Origin of the sequence: Saccharopolyspora phatthalungensis, assembly GCF_014203395.1 — a bacterium.
Lineage (GTDB): Bacteria > Actinomycetota > Actinomycetes > Mycobacteriales > Pseudonocardiaceae > Saccharopolyspora > Saccharopolyspora phatthalungensis.
In genome coordinates, this window is the sequence record NZ_JACHIW010000002.1 from 1729218 (window position 1) to 1747747 (window position 18530).

Annotated in this window: 15 protein-coding genes; 14 read left to right on the forward strand and 1 reads right to left on the reverse strand. The window is 68.3% G+C overall.

The features are described from left to right. The first annotated feature begins 110 nt into the window (after positions 1–110). The 14 genes from BJ970_RS33775 (at position 111) to BJ970_RS33840 (ending at position 16901) form a co-directional block, all read left to right on the forward strand. A complete protein-coding gene (locus BJ970_RS33775; RefSeq protein WP_184731771.1) occupies positions 111–1493 on the forward strand; it encodes an HNH endonuclease signature motif containing protein in 1383 nt (460 codons plus the stop codon). Positions 1494–1582: 89 nt separating this feature from the next. After that, a complete protein-coding gene (locus tag BJ970_RS33780; RefSeq protein ID WP_221468375.1) occupies positions 1583–1810 on the forward strand; it encodes a cyclase family protein in 228 nt (75 codons plus the stop codon). 503 nt (positions 1811–2313) lie between these two features. Next, the gene (locus BJ970_RS33785) at positions 2314–4026 is read left to right on the forward strand and encodes an ABC transporter substrate-binding protein (RefSeq protein WP_184731773.1); all 1713 of its coding nucleotides are present in this window, start codon (positions 2314–2316) and stop codon (positions 4024–4026) included. A gap of 61 nt (positions 4027–4087) precedes the next feature. Further along, positions 4088–5047, forward strand: coding sequence for an ABC transporter permease (locus tag BJ970_RS33790; protein WP_184731775.1), 960 nt, complete (start codon positions 4088–4090; stop codon positions 5045–5047). A 10-nt stretch (positions 5048–5057) separates the two neighbouring features. Continuing rightward, on the forward strand, positions 5058–5939 hold the full coding sequence (locus tag BJ970_RS33795; RefSeq protein ID WP_184731777.1) for an ABC transporter permease: 882 nt from the start codon (positions 5058–5060) through the stop codon (positions 5937–5939). Next, the gene (locus BJ970_RS33800) at positions 5939–7636 is read left to right on the forward strand and encodes a dipeptide ABC transporter ATP-binding protein (RefSeq protein ID WP_184731778.1); all 1698 of its coding nucleotides are present in this window, start codon (positions 5939–5941) and stop codon (positions 7634–7636) included. Before BJ970_RS33795 ends, BJ970_RS33800 begins: the two co-directional genes overlap by 1 nt. A 12-nt stretch (positions 7637–7648) precedes the next feature. Beyond that, the gene (locus BJ970_RS33805; RefSeq protein ID WP_184731781.1) at positions 7649–8893 is read left to right on the forward strand and encodes an LLM class flavin-dependent oxidoreductase; all 1245 of its coding nucleotides are present in this window, start codon (positions 7649–7651) and stop codon (positions 8891–8893) included. Continuing rightward, positions 8890–9855, forward strand: a complete 966-nt coding sequence (locus BJ970_RS33810) for an LLM class flavin-dependent oxidoreductase (protein WP_184731783.1) — start codon at positions 8890–8892, stop codon at positions 9853–9855. The genes BJ970_RS33805 and BJ970_RS33810 overlap by 4 nt, the downstream gene beginning before the upstream one ends. Then, on the forward strand, positions 9852–11102 hold the full coding sequence (locus tag BJ970_RS33815; RefSeq protein ID WP_312864597.1) for an acyl-CoA dehydrogenase family protein: 1251 nt from the start codon (positions 9852–9854) through the stop codon (positions 11100–11102). Before BJ970_RS33810 ends, BJ970_RS33815 begins: the two co-directional genes overlap by 4 nt. A gap of 51 nt (positions 11103–11153) precedes the next feature. Further along, positions 11154–12194, forward strand: coding sequence for an aldo/keto reductase (locus BJ970_RS33820; RefSeq protein ID WP_184731785.1), 1041 nt, complete (start codon positions 11154–11156; stop codon positions 12192–12194). Positions 12195–12219: 25 nt separating this feature from the next. Then, positions 12220–13251, forward strand: a complete 1032-nt coding sequence (locus tag BJ970_RS33825; protein WP_184731787.1) for an aldo/keto reductase — start codon at positions 12220–12222, stop codon at positions 13249–13251. A gap of 1 nt (position 13252) precedes the next feature. After that, a complete protein-coding gene (locus BJ970_RS33830; protein ID WP_184731789.1) occupies positions 13253–14404 on the forward strand; it encodes an LLM class flavin-dependent oxidoreductase in 1152 nt (383 codons plus the stop codon). Then, positions 14401–15840, forward strand: coding sequence for an NtaA/DmoA family FMN-dependent monooxygenase (locus BJ970_RS33835; RefSeq protein ID WP_184731791.1), 1440 nt, complete (start codon positions 14401–14403; stop codon positions 15838–15840). The genes BJ970_RS33830 and BJ970_RS33835 overlap by 4 nt, the downstream gene beginning before the upstream one ends. Then, entirely contained in the window at positions 15837–16901 is a 1065-nt protein-coding gene (locus tag BJ970_RS33840) for an LLM class flavin-dependent oxidoreductase (RefSeq protein WP_184731793.1), read from the forward strand. Before BJ970_RS33835 ends, BJ970_RS33840 begins: the two co-directional genes overlap by 4 nt. Positions 16902–16988: 87 nt before the next feature. Here the strand turns inward: BJ970_RS33840 and BJ970_RS33845 are convergent, their stop codons facing one another. Next, positions 16989–18392 carry a phenylacetate--CoA ligase family protein gene (locus BJ970_RS33845; RefSeq protein ID WP_184731795.1) on the reverse strand — a complete coding sequence of 468 codons (1404 nt, stop codon included), beginning with the start codon at positions 18390–18392 and terminating at the stop codon, positions 16989–16991. Positions 18393–18530 lie beyond the last annotated feature (138 nt).

Here is an 18530-nt window from a genome sequence, read left to right on the forward strand (position 1 = left end):
GGGTTTTTGTTGTGGGGTGGGGGTTTTCGGGGTTTCGGTGGGGGTTTTCACCTGATCAAGCGATGCCGAAAAGCGTGCGAATGGGTGTTCGAATCTGGGAGAATGAGGGTATGGCACCGTTGACGGACACCCGGGACGCGAGCGCGGAGATGATGTCTTCGCCCTCGTCTGTGGTGTCATGCTCGGATGCCGAGCTCATCGCCCGGATCCAGCGCTGTGAGCAGGCCATGCGGATGGTGATGATGGAGCAGTTGCAGATCATCGCCGAGGCCGACCGGCGGGGGCTGCATGCCGAGCGTGGCGCGAGGTCGATGCAGGTGTGGTTGCGGGAACTGCTCAACATCGACCACCGGGACGCCACAACCCGGGTGACGGTCGCCCGCAACGTCGAGGACCGGGCCTCGCTGTATGGCGAGACGATGCCCGCCGAGCTTCCCCAGACCGCCGCCGCCTTGTCGCAAGGGGCGATCAGTGTCGAGCATGCGCGGGTGATCGTGGCGGGCATTCGCCGGCTGCCCGAGTACGCCCGTTGTCACTGGGTGGGTGAGGTCGAAGCGACCCTGGCCGGCTACGCCCGCCAGGTGCCGCCGCGTGAGCTGGAGACAATCGCCGAACGAATCAGGTACCTGCTGGATCAGGACGGGGCCTACCAGGACGAGGAGGACCAGCACGAGGCTCGGGAGCTGCATTACGGGACCTCTCGGGACGGGATGACGGTCATCAAGGCCCGGCTGGACCGCGAGACCGGGGCGAAATTCGTTGCGCTCATCGAGCCGCTGGCCGCCCCGTGTCCGGAGGTCGACGGGGAGAAGGATCCTCGCAGTGCCGGGCAGCGCAATGCCGACGGCTTCGCCGCGTTGCTCGATCTGGCCATCGATTCCGACGGGGTGCCGCGTGCCGGTGGGCAACGGCCGCACCTGACGATCACCATCGACTTCGAAGACCTCAAACGCGGGCTGGGCTTGCTCGATGAGCAGGGCATGCCCGGCACGCTCAACACCGGGCGTGCGATCACCGCCGAGAACGCCAGGCGCATCGCCTGCGACAGCGAGGTACTGCCGATGGTTCTCGACGGCGAGGGGCTTCCGCTGGAGGTCGGCCGGGCCAGGCGAACCGCACCGGCGCATCTTCGCGCCGCGCTGCTTCAGCGCGACGGTGTCTGTTCCTTTCCCGGCTGCGACCGGCCGCCGGGAACCCCCGACGCCCACCACGTCGTAAGCTGGATCGACGGTGGCCCCACCGAACTGGCCAACATGACAATGCTATGCGGCCACCACCACCGGACCGTGCACAGCCAGCGGTGGGAGATCGCGATGCACGACGGCAGACCCGTCTTCATCCCACCGCCCACCGTGGACATCGACCGAAGACCGCGACCAGGTGGCAAGGCACTGCCCGCCCAGCATCGCGAACACCTCCGGGACCTCATCCCCACCCAACGGGACCCGGCGGGCGAAACGCGCTGCACGCGTCCCGAAGCGGCAGCCAGCTGACCGCCGCCCTGGGCTTTGCGGCTACCACGGCCGCAGACAGCCGCCAGGAGGCATTCGTACCGCTGCGGCGCAGTAGCGGTGCATGCGCGGTGTGCTTCCTTGCGACGGGCCGATTCCCCGATCCCGCAAAGCTTTCCAGTGGCGAGCACCGGACCGCCCACACCCTGCTCCTTGCCGCCGAAATCCCCATCGTCGAGCACCTGACCAACCTCGACCAGCTGCCCGCGTCCGGGGCGACCTTCACCGCGGTCCCCCCTGCGGTCCGAGGGCTGGCGACCTTCCCGGTGCGCAGCTTCGCCACGCTGCCGGCGGGTTGATTTCCATTGAAATCGCCCGCCGATCCCCGATTCGTCCGTCACCAGCGTCCACTTCGGAGGCGGCGCCTCGACGCGATCGCTCCCGCAGGTCCTCGATCGTGACGATTCGGTTGAGCGTGCGTTACGGCTGGTTCGGTGGCACGGCCGCGAAATCTTGACCCGTGGGATTTCGTTGGCGAACGCTGTTGTGCGGCCTATAGTTCAGATCGTGCGTGAGTCACTCTTATGGTCCAGGCGCGAGGTCGACCTCGCGTTCTCCGCTAGCGCGCTGTGTCAGCGCTGATTGGCCGCCGCACCGTTCGCGCCTGAGTGCCCGCACCGGCAGCGAGGCCACTTAGTCCATTAGGACTGGGCCGCTGTGCATCCATCGAGGGTGCCGTGTGCCCTTTTCCATCCCAAGGCAGAGGTATCCGAACGTGGTCGGCAGAAGTGTGTCTGCCGGCCACGACAGATGTAGCTACCTCGCGTCGCCGTTCGCTGCCCTTCGAGCACGGGAGAAGTCCATGTCCGACCTTCGTAGTTCCATCGAGAGCGCGGTGCCCGCGCGCAAGAAGTGGCGATGGCTGGCAGCCGCCTTCGCCGTCCTTTTGGTCGCAGGGATCGGCTTGGCCATAACCCGGGGCGGCGGTGCGGGCGCCGGCGCGGGCGCCGGTGAGCCTGTCCGGGGTGGCACGCTGCAATTCGCGCTGATCGACTACCAGCGCAGTCCCGACCCACAGTGGGGCTCCAACTATGCCGAGTCGCTGATCGGCAACAACATCACCGACAAGTTGACCTGGCAGGACCCCAAAACCGGCGAGATCACGCCGTGGCTGGCGGAGTCCTGGCAATACAACAAGGATCTGACCGAGTTCACGTTCCACCTGCGTCACGACGTGACGTTCAGCGACGGGTCGCCGTTCAACGCCGATGTCGTCAAGGCCAACTTCGACCAGTATGTGCATGGCGACACGAAACTGGGCATCCTGCCCAACGGCGCCAGCCTGCTGGCCGGCTACATCGAGACCAAGGTCGTGGACGACTACACCGCAGTGGTCCGCTTCGACAAGCCGCTCGCGAGCTTCCTGCAGGCCTCCTCCTTCACCGCCAACGCGCAGCCGGGTTTCCTGTCGCTGTCGACGCTGAAGCTCAGCGCCGAGCAGCGGACGGACCCGAAGAAGGTAATCGGCACCGGTCCGTTCGTGTACGAGTCGTGGGAGCCGCAGATCAAGACCGTCCTGGACAAGCGCAAGGGCTACAAGTGGGCTCCGCCCGCGCTGCGCCACGAGGGTGAGGCCTATCTCGACAGGATTGTGTTCAACACGATCCCGGAGTCCAGTGTCCGCACCGGTTCGCTGGTGTCCGGCACGGTCGACGCGACCCTTGACGTGGGTACGACCGATGAAAAGCCTTTGACCGCACAGGGTTTCGAGATTATTCACCGGGGTGTTTCCGGTACGGCAATCCGGTTCGACTTCAACAGCTCGCTGTTTCCGACCAACGACATCGCGGTCCGCAAGGCGATCCAGCTCGGCTGGAACCGGCAGACGGTCCAGAAGACCATCCTGACCGACTCCTACTCGATCGCGACCTCGATCCTCGAGCCGTCGGTGCCCGGGTACGTCGACTACAGCGGCTCGGTGCTGAAGTACGACCCGGATCAAGCCAACCGAATCCTCGATGAGGCCGGGTGGGTGGCGGGCCCCGACGGCATCCGGGCCAAGGATGGCAAAAAGCTGACCGTGAAACTGCTGGGCATCAACAACCTGGTGGTGAACAAGCCCGCTTACGAGTCGATCCAGCAGGACCTGCGGAAAATCGGCATCGATCTGCAGCTCACCGTCGTACCGATCCCGGACTACACCGCCCAACAAGCCAAAGCGAAGACCGACTGGAACATCACTGCCGCCAACCGCTCGCGTAACGACCCGGCAGTCCTCAACCTGCAGTACGGCCCGTCGATCGGCAACGGCGCGTATCTCACGAAGGACTCCACCGGGGTCGACGTAGCCGCGGTCACGCAGGCCCTAGGCAAGCTTGAGCTCACGCTCGACCCGGCCGCGCGCTCGCAGTACGCCAAAGAGGCACAGGACATCCTGCTCGACAAGTACGCGCTGGTGAACCCGGTCTACAACCCGTCGCAGGTGATCGCCCAGGCGCCCTACGTGCACGGGATCATCTTCGACGCCCAATCCCGCAACCACTTCGTGGACGCATGGAAGAGCGACGGAAAGTGACCGTCCGCCCGGGATGCGGGGATTCCCGGGCGGGCAACGCCCTGCGGCGAAAGGAAAAGTCGTGCTGCGCTACGTCGCCCTGAAGGTCGGCCGGGCCGTGTTCGTGGTCTGGGCCGCGTTCACCCTGACATTCATCCTCCTGTTCGTGCTCCCGGCCAACCCGGTCGATCTGCTCTTCGACCCGGCTGAGGTCAACTCCGTGCCTCCGGAGGTGCGCAAGCAGGTCGCGGACGGCTATGGCTTCAACGAGCCGGTCATCCTGCAGTACCTCGGCCGGTTGGGGCACGCGCTGCGGGGCGACTTCGGGAACTCCGTGCAGTCGGGCCGCTCAGTCAGCGCGGTGGTCGTCGACGTCCTCCCGCACACCCTCATCCTTGCCGTCGGGGCGCTGCTGCTTGCGCTGGTCATCGCCTTCGGCATCGCGCTCATCGCGACCTCGACCCAGCACCGGTGGCTGCGCAACCTGGTCGAGTCGCTGCCGACGGCCTCGGTCTCGGTCCCGGTCTTCCTTTCCGGGATCCTGCTCTTGCAGGTCTTCTCATTCCGGCTCGCCTGGTTCCCCTCCTTCGGAGACCAGGGCTGGCGGGGCTTGGTGCTGCCGCTGATCACGCTGGCGATTCCGGTTTCCGGCCCCATCGCGCAACTGCTCGTGCGCAGTTTCGCCACCGAGTTCCGCTCCGGCTACGTCACGACGAGCTGGGCGAAGGGGGCCACGCGCAGCCGCATCATCATCGGTGACGTCTTCCGCAACGCCAGTCTGCCTGCGTTGACCATTGCCGCCGTCACCTTCGGCAACCTCATCGCGGGGTCGGTCATCACCGAGACCGTCTTCGCCCGCCAGGGTCTCGGGCGTATGACGCAGACCGCGATCAACACCCTGGACCTCCCGCTGATGCAGGGGATCGTCGTGTTCGTGGCTGCCACCTTCGCACTGATCAACCTGATCGTGGATCTGATCTACCCGTTACTGGATCCACGCCTGCGTGCCACGCTCTCCGTCTCCACCGCCCGCGCGGCATGAGGAGGACCTGATGACCGTCAAGCTCGACGCCCTGACCGCGCCCACCGACAGCCGAACCGTGGAAATCGCCCGCGGCACGGTCAAGCTCGCTGGCGAGATCGCCCGCAAGCCGGGTCTGCTGGTCGCCTGGGCGATCCTGCTGATCGCGGTCGGCTGGGCGCTTTTCCCCAGTGTCTTCACCGCCCACAGCCCCTACCTTGGCGACCCCAACGCCAGCTTCGCGCCACCGAGCCCGCAACACTGGTTCGGCACCGACCGGCTGGGCCGAGACCTCTTCGCCCGCAGCGTCTTTGGCGCGGGAACCACGCTGACCGCCACGCTGTTCGCCGTACTCATCGGGTTCGGCGTCGGCACCGTCGTGGGGCTGGGCGCGGGATTCGCCGGAGGCGTAGTCGACACCGCGATCATGCGGGTGGTCGATGTGTTCCTCGCGATCCCGAATCTGCTGCTCGCCATGGTCATCGTTTCCGTACTGGGCTACTCCACCAACAACATCGCCCTCGCGGTCGGCATCTCGTCCATCGCCTCGTTCGCGCGGGTCATGCGAGCCGAGGTGCTCACCGTCGTCTCCCGGGACTACGTGCGCGCGGCGTACGGTCTCGGGGTCCGCCGGCTCGGCGTGCTGGCCCGGCACATCGTGCCGAATTCGCTGAGCTCGGTGCTCGCACTGGCGGCACTGGAAATCGGCAGCGCGATCCTGGCCGTAGCCGGTCTCGGCTTCCTCGGCTACGGCGCGCCGCCGCCCACGCCGGAATGGGGCCTCCTGGTCGCGGAGGGCCGTGACTTCGTGGCGGTCTACCCGTGGATATCGCTCCTGCCAGGTGCGGCGCTGGCGATCGTCGTGATCGCCACCCACCGGATCAGCACCTCGTTGCGGAAGGACCACGGCTGATGAACGACACTGCCACCGTCACCGGAAAGATCGCCGCTGCCGTGGAAAACGACGAGGCGCTGCTGCGGATCACCGACCTGGCGATCGACTACCGCACCGGACACCGCGGGTGGACCGGGGCGGTCCGCGATGTCAGCCTGCGCGTGGCGCCGGGCGAGTTCGTGTCGTTGGTGGGCGAGTCCGGCTCGGGCAAGACCACCGTGGTTCACGGCGCTCTGGGCCTGCTTCCGGGCTCCGCGCGGATCAGGGCCGGCTCCATCGCCTTTTCCGGCGTCGACGTCACCGGCTGGAACGACCAGCGGATGGCTCTGGTACGGGGCAACCACGTGGGCTTCATCCCGCAGGACCCCAACACCTCGCTCAACCCGGCCAAGAAGATCGGGCAGCAGGTGATCGAGGCGGTCCGGTTCAACGAGCGTGCGGCAAGCGATGCGGCGGCGCACCAGGAGGCCGCGCTGGAGAGCCTGCGCACCGCAGGTCTCAAGGACGCCGAGCGGGTGTTCCGGCAGTACCCGCACGAGCTCAGTGGCGGCATGAAACAGCGCGCTCTCATCGCGATTGCGCTGGCGGGAAAGCCGAAGATCATCGTGGCCGACGAACCCACCAGCGCGCTCGACGTCACCGTCCAGAAAGTCATCCTCGACCACCTGGTGCTGCTGCGCGAGGAACTCGGCATCGGCATCCTCCTGGTCACCCACGACCTCGGCGTCGCGCTGGACCGCTCCGACCGGATCCTGGTCATGCGGGACGGCGAAATCGTGGAAGAAGGCCCGGTACATCACGTTCTGGAGCACGCGACCAACGACTACACCCGCCGGCTGCTCGACGCGGCCCCCGCGCGCCACATCGGCCGGCTCAAGCCCGCATCCGGCGCCCGGTCGGTTCCGGCCACCGCGCTGGGGGTGCTGGAGGCGCGCGCGCTCACCAAGACCTACCACCTGCGCGGCCGGGGCCAGCGGCGTGAGCTGCGTGCGCTGGACGCCGCCGACCTGGTGGTACGCAAGGGCACCACGCACGCGATCGTGGGTGAGTCCGGTGCGGGCAAATCGACGCTGGCGAGCATTCTGGCCGCCTTCACCTCCGCGGACGGCGGCACGGTACGCATCGGCGATCGCGTGCTGACCGGCCTAAGCCGCGGCCAGCTACGGGAAATCCGGCGGGATCTGCAGTTCGTTTTCCAGAACCCGTTCACCTCGCTCGACCCACGGTTCACCGTGGGCAAGATCATCGCGGAGCCGCTGCGTGCCTTCAAGCTGGCGACAAGTAAGCAGGAACAGACGGCCCGGGTGGTCGAGTTGCTGAAGGCGGTCGCACTGGACGAGAGCTACCTGCACCGGCTCCCCAGCCAGCTCTCCGGAGGTCAGCGGCAACGCGTCGCGATCGCGCGGGCGCTCGCGCTCACCCCGGAGATCCTGGTCCTCGACGAGGCCGTGAGCGCGCTCGATGTGTCGGCACAGGCCCAGATTCTGCAGCTGCTGGTCGACCTGCAGGCCGAGTTCGGGCTCAGCTACGTGTTCGTGACCCACGACCTCGGCGTCGTACGCCTCATCGCGCACGACGTCACGGTGATGAAGGACGGTGCCGTGGTGGAGACCGGCTCGGTCGAGCAAGTGTTCCGCTCGCCGCGGCACGAGTACACCCGGGAGCTGCTGGAGGCGATCCCGGGAGCCCGGCTAGCCCCGGCCGACGCGCGCTAAAGGAGAGCAAACGTGTCACGTCAACTACACATCAACGTCAACATCCTCAACGCGGGCGTCTTCGGTGGCTCGTGGCGGTTCCCGAACACCGACGGCACCGCCAGCTACCGGATCGAGCACTACACGTCGATCGCGAAGAAGGCCGAGGAAGCCAAGCTCGACGCGGTCTTCCTGGCCGACGGCCCGTTGCTCGACCCGAGCATCAAGCACCGCACCGGCAACAATCTGGAGCCCACCACGGTATTGGCGCGGATCGCCGCCCAGACCGAGCGGATCGGCCTGATCGGGACATTGTCGTCGTCCTACAACGACCCGGTCGAACTGGCGCGCCGCCTCGGCGATCTCGACTACGTCAGCGGTGGCCGTTTCGGCTGGAACGTGGTGACCACTGCGGGGCCGGTGGCGGCGCGCAACTTCGGCCGCAGCGGCGAGCCCGAGCACGCGCTGCGCTACCGTCGCGCCGCCGAGTTCACCGAGTGGGTCATCGCCGACTGGGCGGAGCGCACCGAACTCGTCTCTCCACAGGGCCGGCCGGTCGTCGTCCAGGCCGGTGGTTCCGGCGACGGGCGGCGGCTGGCCTCCCGGGTCGGTGAGGTGATTTTCTCCGCCGATCAGGACCTCGACCACGCCCGGGCGTTCCGCACCGAGATCCGCAACCGCGCGGCCGAGTTCGGGCGGAGTCCCGAGGAAATCGTGATTCTCCCCGGACTTTCGACCGTCGTGGGCAGCACCGAGGCGGCGGCAAAGGCCCGCCGACAGCTGCTGGACGACATCCTCCCCGGTGCCTATGCCCGCGACAGGCTGGCCGGCCAGCTCGGGATCTCCCTCGACGGCCTACGCGACGACGAACCGATCCCGACCGAACTGCTCGTCGACCCCGACGAGGCCGGTGGTTCGCAGACTTTCTACCGCGTCGTCAAGGAAATCATCGACAAGGAGAGGCCGACGCTCGGTCGGCTGCTGAAGAAGCTCTCCGGCGGCGGCGGTCATCGGATTGTCGTGGGGACGCCGGAGCAGATCGCCGATGACATCGAGAGGTGGTTCCGTGCCGACGCGGCGGACGGATTCAACGTCATGCCCGACGTGCTGCCGTCGGGCTTCGACGACTTCGCCGACCACGTGATTCCCGAGTTGCAGCGACGTGGCCTGTTCCGCGGGGAGTACGACGGGACGACGCTGCGTGAGCACCTCGGACTTGGCCTTCCCGCAGTGCCGGCCGCCGAGTACCAGCGCCGCGCCCTGGAGGCGGCCCGGTGAGCAAGATCATCCAGCTCGCCCTTGCGGTCGGCGAGCCTCGCAGCCGGCAGTTCGGCGCCGAGTCGCTGGTGTCACTCGCGGACGCGGGCGCCATCGCGGCGTTGGCCGAACAGGTCGGGGTCGCGGCGATCCGACTCGTCGACGGCGGGGCGGCGCCCCGCTCACTCGATCCGACCGTCGTGGGCGCCTACCTCGGCGGACTCCAGGGCGGCGTCGGCTTTGTCGTCGAGATCCAGACGACCCACAACGCGCCCTACAACACCGCGCGCCGGGTGCTCTCCCTGGACCGGGCCACCGGCGGCCGGACCGGCGTCGCCCTGCGGGCGGGCCGGGGCGACGAGGTGAGCGAAGCAACCGTTCCGGACCCCAGCGCGACCGACCCTACCCAGCGCTGGCGGGAGTACGCCCGAGTGCTGACCCGGCTGTGGGAGTCCTTCCCGCGTGCGGCGCTGATCGGCGACCAGGAGGCCGGCCTCGTCGTCGAGGACGCACTCATCAAGCCGATCAACCACGAAGCTGCCTTCTATCGTGTCGCGGGTCCGCTGGACGGTCCGTCCTCGGTGCAGGGACGCCCGGTTGTCATTGCCGACCTAAGTGCCCTCGACCCGGCGGCGGTGGCGGAGTCCGCGGACGTCGTCGTGGTTGACCGGGCGGGTGCCGCCGGTGCCGACGCCGCGCTCGCGGAAGCGTTGCGGCAAGCCGGCCGTTCCCGGGAGGACGTCGCGCTTCTCGGCCGTGTCGAGGTCGCCCTGGACGATCCGGCGGCCATCGGTGACGAGCTCCGCGCCTGGGCCGACGAGCACCGGCTGGACGGTTTCGAGCTGGTACCCGCGGGTGGCACCGCGGCGGTGGTGACTGTGCTGCGGGAATTGGTGCCACAGATCGCAGACGCCACCGCGCCGCCCCCGCCCACCTTGCGGGCCGCGTTGGGCCTGCGCGAGGTCGCGGCGGTGCTGACGTGAACGCCGAACTGATCGACACCCAAGACACCTTGACGGCCGAGTCCGCGACCGCGGTGTGTCCCGCCGGCGTCGACTACACCGTCGAAGGCATCCGCGCCGCCGTGTCCCCGATCCTGCGGCGCCTCAACGTCAGTGCGAGTCAACGAGAACTCGCCCGCGACTACGCGTTCGACGACGTCCGGGCGCTCGCCGAGCAACGGATCACGCTGGTCGGCATTGCCAAGGAAGACGGCGGGGCAGGCGGTTCGCTGCGGGACGTGACCGACCTGGTCCTGGCCATCGCCCGGGCCGACTCCAACGTGGCCCAAGCGCTGCGCGGCAGCTTCCTCATCGCCAACCGGGTGGCTAGCCTGCGCGACCTGCCCAACCGGGCGGTGATCCTGCGGCGGTTGCGCAACGGCGACCTCTTCGCCGGCACCGCCAACGAGCGCACGGGCGGTGCCAGTGGGTCGGTCAACACCACGATCCGGCGTGCCGGCGACGGGTACGTCATCAACGGCGAGAAGTACTACTCGACGGGTGGGCTCTACGCCTCGTGGTTCTCGGGCTCGGCCAGCGACGAGGACGGGACCGTGCTGGGCTTCACGGTGCCGGTCGATCGCGAAGGCGTGCAGCGGCTCGACGACTTCGACGCGGTCGGCCAGCGGCTGACCGCGAGCGGCACCACGCGGCTGGTGAACGTGCGGGTCGGCGAGGACGAGATCGTGGCCCGTGACAACGCCCAACTGGACAGCCCGTGGCTGGGATCGTTCGCCCAGCTCTACCTGGCGGCGGTCGAGGCAGGCATCTCCGCCGCGGTGCTCGACGACGCGATCTGGTTCGCCCGCAAGAAGGCCCGACCGATCAAGCACAGCACAGCCGGCAAGAGCGTCGAAGACCCGTATGTGCGCGAGACCGTGGGCGAGATCGCCGCCCGGGCTCAGGCCGCCCGGGCGGCGGTGGTGTTGGCCGCCGAAACGCTGGAGGGCGTGCGTGGTCTGACCGGTCCGGCGGCGCGTGCCGCCGGCGCAGCGGCCGCGGTCACCGTGGCGCAGACCGGCGTGATCGCCATCGAGTCCGCGCTGCGCGCCGCCGAGCTGCTCTTCGACGTTGGAGGAGGCTCAATCACCAACCGTGATCTCGGTTTCGACCGGCATTGGCGCAACGCCCGCACGGTCGCCAACCACAACCCCAGGCAGTGGAAGGCCGCGGTAGCGGGTGCGTATCACCTGACCGGTGAGGAGCCGCCGACGACCGGCCTCTTCTGAGGATGCAAGTCCGTCGACGCCCACCCGACGAACCGACCGAAAGGAACCCTGATGACCATCGAGCTCAGCCGCGCACTCGGCCGTACCGGCGTCCTGGTCACCCCGCTCACGCTCGGCGCCATGAATTTCGGCCGGTGGCAGGAGGAAGGCGAGAGCATCAGGATCATCCAGGCCGCCCTGGATGCCGGCATCACCTCCATTGACACCGCCGACGTCTACGCGCAGGGCAGGTCCGAGGAGATCATCGGCAAAGCGATCAAGGGCCGCCGCGACGACGTCTTCCTGGCCACCAAGTTCCACGGCCAGATCGGTGACAACCCCCGGCACGCGGGCAATTCGCGTCGGTGGATCCTCCGCGCGGTGGAGGACAGCCTACGTCGGCTCGGCACCGACCACATCGACCTTTATCAGGCACACCGGCCCGATCCACGCACCGACCTGCTGGAAACGCTGCAGACCCTCAACGACCTGATCCACCAGGGCAAGATCCGCTACTACGGCACGTCGGTCTTCGCGGCGCACCAGCTGGTCGAGGCGCACTGGCTGGCCGAGCGGCACGGACTGATCGCCGCGCACACCGAGCAACTGCCGTACTCCCTGCTCGTTCGCAGTGCCGAGCGTGAGGTCTTTCCCGTCGTGCAGAAGTACGGCGTCGGCGTGATCAGCTACGGCCCACTGGCCGCGGGCTGGTTGTCCGGGAAGTACCGCGTCGGCGGCGAGCAACCGGAGTCGGCGCGCGCCGACCTCGTTCCCGGCCGATTCGACATCGGACTCAAGCGCAACCAACGCAAACTGGCCGCCGCCGACGCGCTGGCCCGGCTCGCGGAGGACAACGGCCTGACGCTGGTCGATCTGGCCGTGGCGTTCGCGCTCAGCCACCCGGCGGTCAGCAGCGTGATCATCGGCCCGCGCACGCTGGAGCATCTGGAGGCATACCGCAAGGCCGCCACCGTCGAGCTCGGCGAGGACATCCTCGACCGAATCGACGAAATCGTCGACCCGGGCACGCACTTCGTCGAGCGAGACACCGGCCGCGATACCCCGTCCCTGCAACCGGCGGCACTCCGCCGCAACCGCACGAGCAACCACTGACCCACACCAGGAACGGAATCCACCCATGAGCTACGGCACTTTCGAGAAGACTTACGCGGCGGCCGAAGACCGCTACGACAAGATCGAGTACCGGCGCGCGGGCGACTCCGGTCTCGACCTGCCCGCGTTCTCCTTCGGACTGTGGCAGAAGTTCGGCACCGACTACCCATACGAGACTCAGCGCGAAATTGTCCTGCACGCCTTCGATCTGGGCATCACCCACTTCGACAACGCCGACCGGTACGGCCCGCCGCACCGCGCCGCACAGCAGTTCTTCGGGAAGGTGCTCGGCAAGGACCTGGCCCCATACCGGGACGAACTGATCCTGTCCACCAAGGCCGGTAATCCGATCGGACCCGGCCCCTACCACAAGGGCGGCTCGCGCAAGTCGCTACTCGTCTCCCTGGAGCACAGCCTGCGCGATCTGGGCACCGACTACGTCGACATCTTCTACAGCCACAGCCCCGACCCGTCCACACCGCTGGAGGAGACCGTCGGCGCGCTCATCAGCGCGGTAGAGCAGGGCAAGGCGCTCTACGTCGGTCTCTCCAACTATCCGCCCGAGCGGGCACACGAGGCGGCCGACCTGCTGCGCCGGGCAGGGGTCCCGCTGTTGATCCACCAGCCGCGTTACTCGATCTTCGACCGCCGACCCGAGAACAACGGTCTGCTCAAGCTGGCCGCCGAGGACGGGTTCGGCCTGATCGTCTACTCGCCGTTGGCGCAGGGTCTGCTGACGGATAAGTACCTCAAGGGCATTCCGGCGGATGCGCGTGCCCAGAACAGCACGTTCCTCTCGCCCGACGTCATCGACGACACCTACCGGCAGCGGGCGACCGCCCTCAACCGGGTCGCCGAGCAGCGCGGCCAGTCGCTGGCGCAGCTGGCACTGCAGTGGGTGCTGCGGCAGCCGCAGGTGACCTCGGCGCTCATCGGAGCCAGCTCGGTTTGGCAGCTGGACCACAACATCCAGGCGCTCGAATTCCCGCCGCTGACGGAGGAGGAGCTGGCGCTGGTCGACGAGCACGGCGTGCACGGGACCGGACTGAGGCTCTGAGATGACCAACCTCGTTGGGGAAATCGGGGCCGGCGTCGAGGACGGCCGGCCGTTCCGCCTGGGCTTCCTCCTGCACCTCGACGGTGACCTGCCGCCGGGCCGGGCCTACCGGCAGGCGATCGACCTGTTCGTGGTCGCGGAGGAACTGGGCTACGACTCGGGATGGGTCATCCAACGGCATTTCCGGCAAGGCAACGAGCACATCTGCGCGCCGCTGGTCGTGCTCGCCGCGATCGCCGAGCACACCAGGCGGATCGCATTGGGCACCGGGGTGCTCGTGCTTCCGTTGGAGGACCCCCTCAAGGTCGCCGAAGACGCCGCGACGCTCGACGAGCTCAGCGGTGGCCGACTCGAGCTGGGGGTCGGGTCGGGTCCCTTCGCCGGCGCCTGGGAGGCATTCGGGAAGGATCTGGCCGACAAGCAACGGCTCTTCGATGAGTCGGTGGCCCGGCTCCACGAGGTGCTGGAGGGTGCGGCGCTCAACAGCCTCGGCGAGGTGCTCCACCCGCCCGCGGCCGGTGTGCGGCAACGGATTTGGCAGGCCACCACCAGCGCCCCGGAACGGGCCGGTGCCGCCGCGGCTGCCGTCGGCCGCGTCGGCGACGGGCTGCAGCTCTCCCGCGCCACCGGCTGGCGCGGCACGACGGTGCGCGAGGCCCAGAAGCAGCAGGCGGAATGGATCGCGGCCTACCGCACGGCGTGGGGCGAGCCCGACCGGCCACCCCGGGTGCAGGTTTCCCGAGCCGTCTATCCCCATCCCGACCAGGCGGCGGCGGTCCGGCTGGTCACGCCCGGCGTTCGTCGTTGGCAGAGTTGGCTGTCCGCCCAGCGCGACGTCGCGGGCCTCGGCGTCGAGCAGTACCTGGCGGCCGACCGCGCTTTGCTCGGTCCGCCGGAGGTGCTGGCGACCGAGCTAGCCGCCGATCCCGCGTTGCGGCAGGTCACCGACCTGCTGGTGAGCTTCGTCCCCGGGGTGCCCGAGTTCGACGAACACCTCCGGCTGCTCACCGCCAGCGCACAGGAGCTGGCCCCCCGGCTCGGCTGGCGTCCGGCGCCGCTCTCGTCGCCGCAACCAGCTGACCGCCAAATCGTGCGAGCCCATCACCACGCCGAGCGACCAGTTCGAGCCATCACGTCGAGAGGGACGGCATGAAACGGTTCCATCTCAACCTGTCGCTGATGACACCCGGCCATTTCCGGCACGCCTGGCGGCTGCCGCACGCCGACCCACTGTCCTATCTGGACATCGACTACTTCCAGCGGTTGGCGTGGATCGCCGAAAACGCGAAGATCGACGCGGTCTTCCTGGGAGACGGCCCAGCATTGGGTGGTGAGATCGAGGAAGCGCCGGGCACGGGTCTCGATCCCCTCATACTCCTGGGCAACCTGGCGGCGATCACCACGAACCTCGGGGTCGTCATCACCAGCTCGACGACCTACAACTCGCCGTACAACCTGGCCCGCCGGTTCCAGGCCCTCGACCACGTCACCAAGGGTCGTTCGGCGGTCAACATAGTCACCACCGGCACACCCGCGGCGGCCGCGAACTTCGGCCTGACCGAACACCCCGAAAAGCAGGCCCGTTACCGCCGGGCGCACGAGTTCCTCGAAGTGGTTACGCGGCTGTGGGACGGGTGGGAGCCGGACGCGATCATCGCCGACAAGAAGAGCGGTCGGTTCGCCGACCCCGCACGCATCCACCGGACCGACCACGCGGGCGAGTACTTCTCCGTGGCCGGACCTCTCCCGGTCAGGACCGGCCCGCAGGGTCGGCCGGTCGTCGTCCAGGCCGGCGGCTCCGAAGGCGGACTCGCGCTGGCCGGCCGCTTCGCCGATGTCGTGTTCACCGTGGCGCAAACCCAGTCCAAGGCCATCGCGTTCCGCAAGGACATCCGCCGGCGCGCGGCCGCGGCCGGGCGCCACCCCGACGATGTGAAGATCTCCCTCGGCGTGGTGGTGCTCGTGTCGGCGACCGAGGAGGAAGCCCGGCGTCGGGAGCAGGAGCTCTACGCGACCCTGCCGATCGAGCGACTGACCGCCGTGCTCATTCAGAACCTCGGCCTACCGGACGGCAAGTTCGGTCCGGACGACCCGATCAGCGCCAAAGATCTCCCCGACACCCTGCCCGGCGGGGCCTTTTCCGCAGGCTTCAGCGCGTCCACGCGTGCCCTGATCGCGGAGGGCCCCCGCACTCCCCGCGAGCTGGTCCAGCGGGGCGCCGGCGGTGCGGGTCACCGTCTGCTCGTGGGCTCAGCCCGGCAGGTCGCCGACGACCTGCAGTCGTGGTTCGAGGCGGGCACGGCGGATGGCTTCACCGTCATGCCGGCCGATACCGCCGTCGACCTGGAGAACTTCGCCAACCTGGTGGTGCCGATCCTGCAGGAACGCGGCCTGTTCCAGCCGGACTACGGCCACCCCACTCTGCGCGGTCGCCTCGGGCTGCCGTTGGGCGAACCATCAAGGCGCGGTTGCCGCAGAAGCCCGCACTCCATCAGCGGCGGTGCGACACCACAGTTCTGCCCGCCATCTCAGGCATTTCAAGCACTTCACGCAACCGGCCACCGAACAGAACAGGGGACGCAGCCATGAGTCTTGAGCTCCTGTGGTACATCCCGAACCAGGTCCAGCCCGGTCACCGCGGCGACGACGTGGTCGAGAACCACAACAGCCTGGCGACCCTAACCGGCCAAGCCAAGGCCCTTGAGGAACACGGTTGGGGCGGCGCGCTCATCGGCACCGGCTGGGGACGGCCCGACACCTTTACCGTCGCCACCGCACTGGCCGCGCAGACGACAACGTTCCAGCCGCTGATCGCGGTCCGGCCCGGCTACTGGCATCCGGCCAACTTCGCCTCCGCCGCCGCGACCCTGGATCACCTCACCCAGGGACGGGTACTGATCAACATCGTGTCGGGCAAGGACAACCTGTCGGCCTACGGCGACAGCGAAGGCAACCAAGCCGACCGCTACGCCCGCACCAAGGAGTTCATCCAGATCGTGCGCAAGCTGTGGACGGAGGAGAACGTCACCTATAGCGGCGAGCACTTCAGCGTCACCGACTCCACCGTGACGCCACGAACGGTCGTCCGAGGCGAACGCAACCACCCCCGACTCTACTTCGGTGGCGCCTCCCGGGCCGCCGAGGAAGTGGCCGCTACCGAGGCCGATGTCCAGCTCTTCTGGGGCGAGCCACTCGACGGCATCGGCGAGCGGATCGACCGGCTCAAACAACTCAGCGAGAAGCTAGGGCGCGAGCACCCGCCACTGGAGTACGGGCTGCGGGTCACCACACTGGTGCGGGACAGCACCGAACAGGCATGGACCGACGCCGAGGCCAAGGTCGCGGAGATGGCGAAGGGCAAGGGCATCGTCTCGCGCGACCCGAACCGGCAGAACGCCGCCGGTCAGCGGCGGCTGCTCGACCTGGCCGCGCGGGGAGAGGTGCTCGACGACAACCTCTACACCACCCCCGGCAAATTCGGCGGCGGCGGCGCGGGCACCACCTGGCTGGTCGGCTCGGCCGAGGACGTGGCGAAGTCGCTGCGCAAGTACCAGAGCCTCGGCATCACCCACTTTGTGCTCTCCGATACCCCCTACCTGCCGGAGATCGAACGCCAAGGCGATCAGCTCCTGCCGCTGCTGCGCGAATAGCAGTGGCCCCGGACGAGCGATTTCGGTGCGAGCACCGCCGCCTTCTGGCAATGCCACTGCCGGCTGGCGATGTTGGCCGGGTGGCGCTTATCGCAGGGCGATAAACCGCCGTAGCTTTCCAGTCGCCTCATGACGCGGGAGCCGGTCGACCGGCCGGATCCGGACCTCCGGCTCGGGCAGCCCGTGACGGCGCAGTTCGGCGGTGACCGACGAGGTCAGGGCGGCGGCGTCGGGCGCACCGACGACGAGGATTTCGGCGCCGGCCCGGGTCTGCCGGACCTGGTATTCGGAGACGCGCGGATCCGTGCCGAGGACGTGACGGAACACGCTCGCCGGAATCGTGCACGCCGGGTACCGGAAGTCGTCGTCGCGCCGTCCGGCGATGTCGGCCAGCCGTGCGAACGAACTTCCGCATTCGCATCTGCCGGGCAGGGGCGTGATCTCGTCCCCGAGGTCGTAGCGGATGAACGGGAAGGTCCGATTGGCGAGTCCGGTGGCGAGCGTCCGTGCGGCGGGCTCGTCCGGGGCGACCGACGTACCGGCCTCGTCGACCCGTTCCAGCACAACTTCGTCCTCACATACGTGCAGTCCCACACCACGTCCGCAACCGACCGCCTGCACACCGATCTCGGTCGATCCCCAGAGGTTGTGGACCGGAACGTGCCAGGCCTCGCGGATCGCCCGTTGATCCTCCTCGAAGAGGGGCTCGGAGTTCGTGCTGACCCGAACGGGGTGGATCTCCAGCATTCCGGCCAGGGCGGCGCGGGCAAGCCGCCCGATCACCGTCGCGTACCCGACGAGATGGGTGGGCCGGGCGGCCGCGACCGCCGCGAGGACCTCGTCGAACGGCGCGCTGGCCGGGATCACGACCGTCTCCATCCCGGCTGCGCTCGGCACATCGAACAGCGGTGTGCTGGCGTGTGGTGGCACACCGGCTTCCAGCACCGCAAGCCGGGCCGGGTGCCGCAGCGGCGGCCCGCGGCGCTCTTCTCGCGCCTGCATCCGCCAGGCAAGACAGGCCAGCGTCACGAACAGTTCCCAATCCCACGCGTACACGCCCCGCACGCCGGTTGAGCCGCCGGAGCTGAAGATCTGCTGACCCTCCGGTGTGTAGGAAAACCAAGCCTGCCCTGCCAGAGTGTGCTCGGCCTTTTCCCGGTCGAGGCCAGGAACCGTCACGATGGCGTCCCACTCCTCCTGCGCTTCCTGCTTGGTCATCACCGGAAGCCGCACCAGGTCCGCGACCGTGGCTGAGGAAGGATCAAGGCCGCGTGTTCGAGCCGCATGAAATGGCGAACGCTCGCGCGCGTATGCCAGAAGAGCCCGCAGCCGCTGGTCGCGGTAGCGCTCAATCCGTTCTCGCGGCCAATCCAGACGCGCGACGTGATCCTCAAGCGCCGCGCTCACCGCGCTGAGGTGGCCGGCGCGCAGGCGCCCATACTCCGCTTTCGCGACGCTCACGCGGTCAGTGCCGCCGACCGATTCGGACATCCCACCCTCCGGACCTGAGGGGCCTTGCCTTCGCGTTTCTTCTCCCAAGTCTTCCACCCCTGCGCGGATCGGCCACGCGAACAACATCCGGGCACCGATCGGAGGCGTTTTCAACGAGCATGTCGAATTCCATTGAAA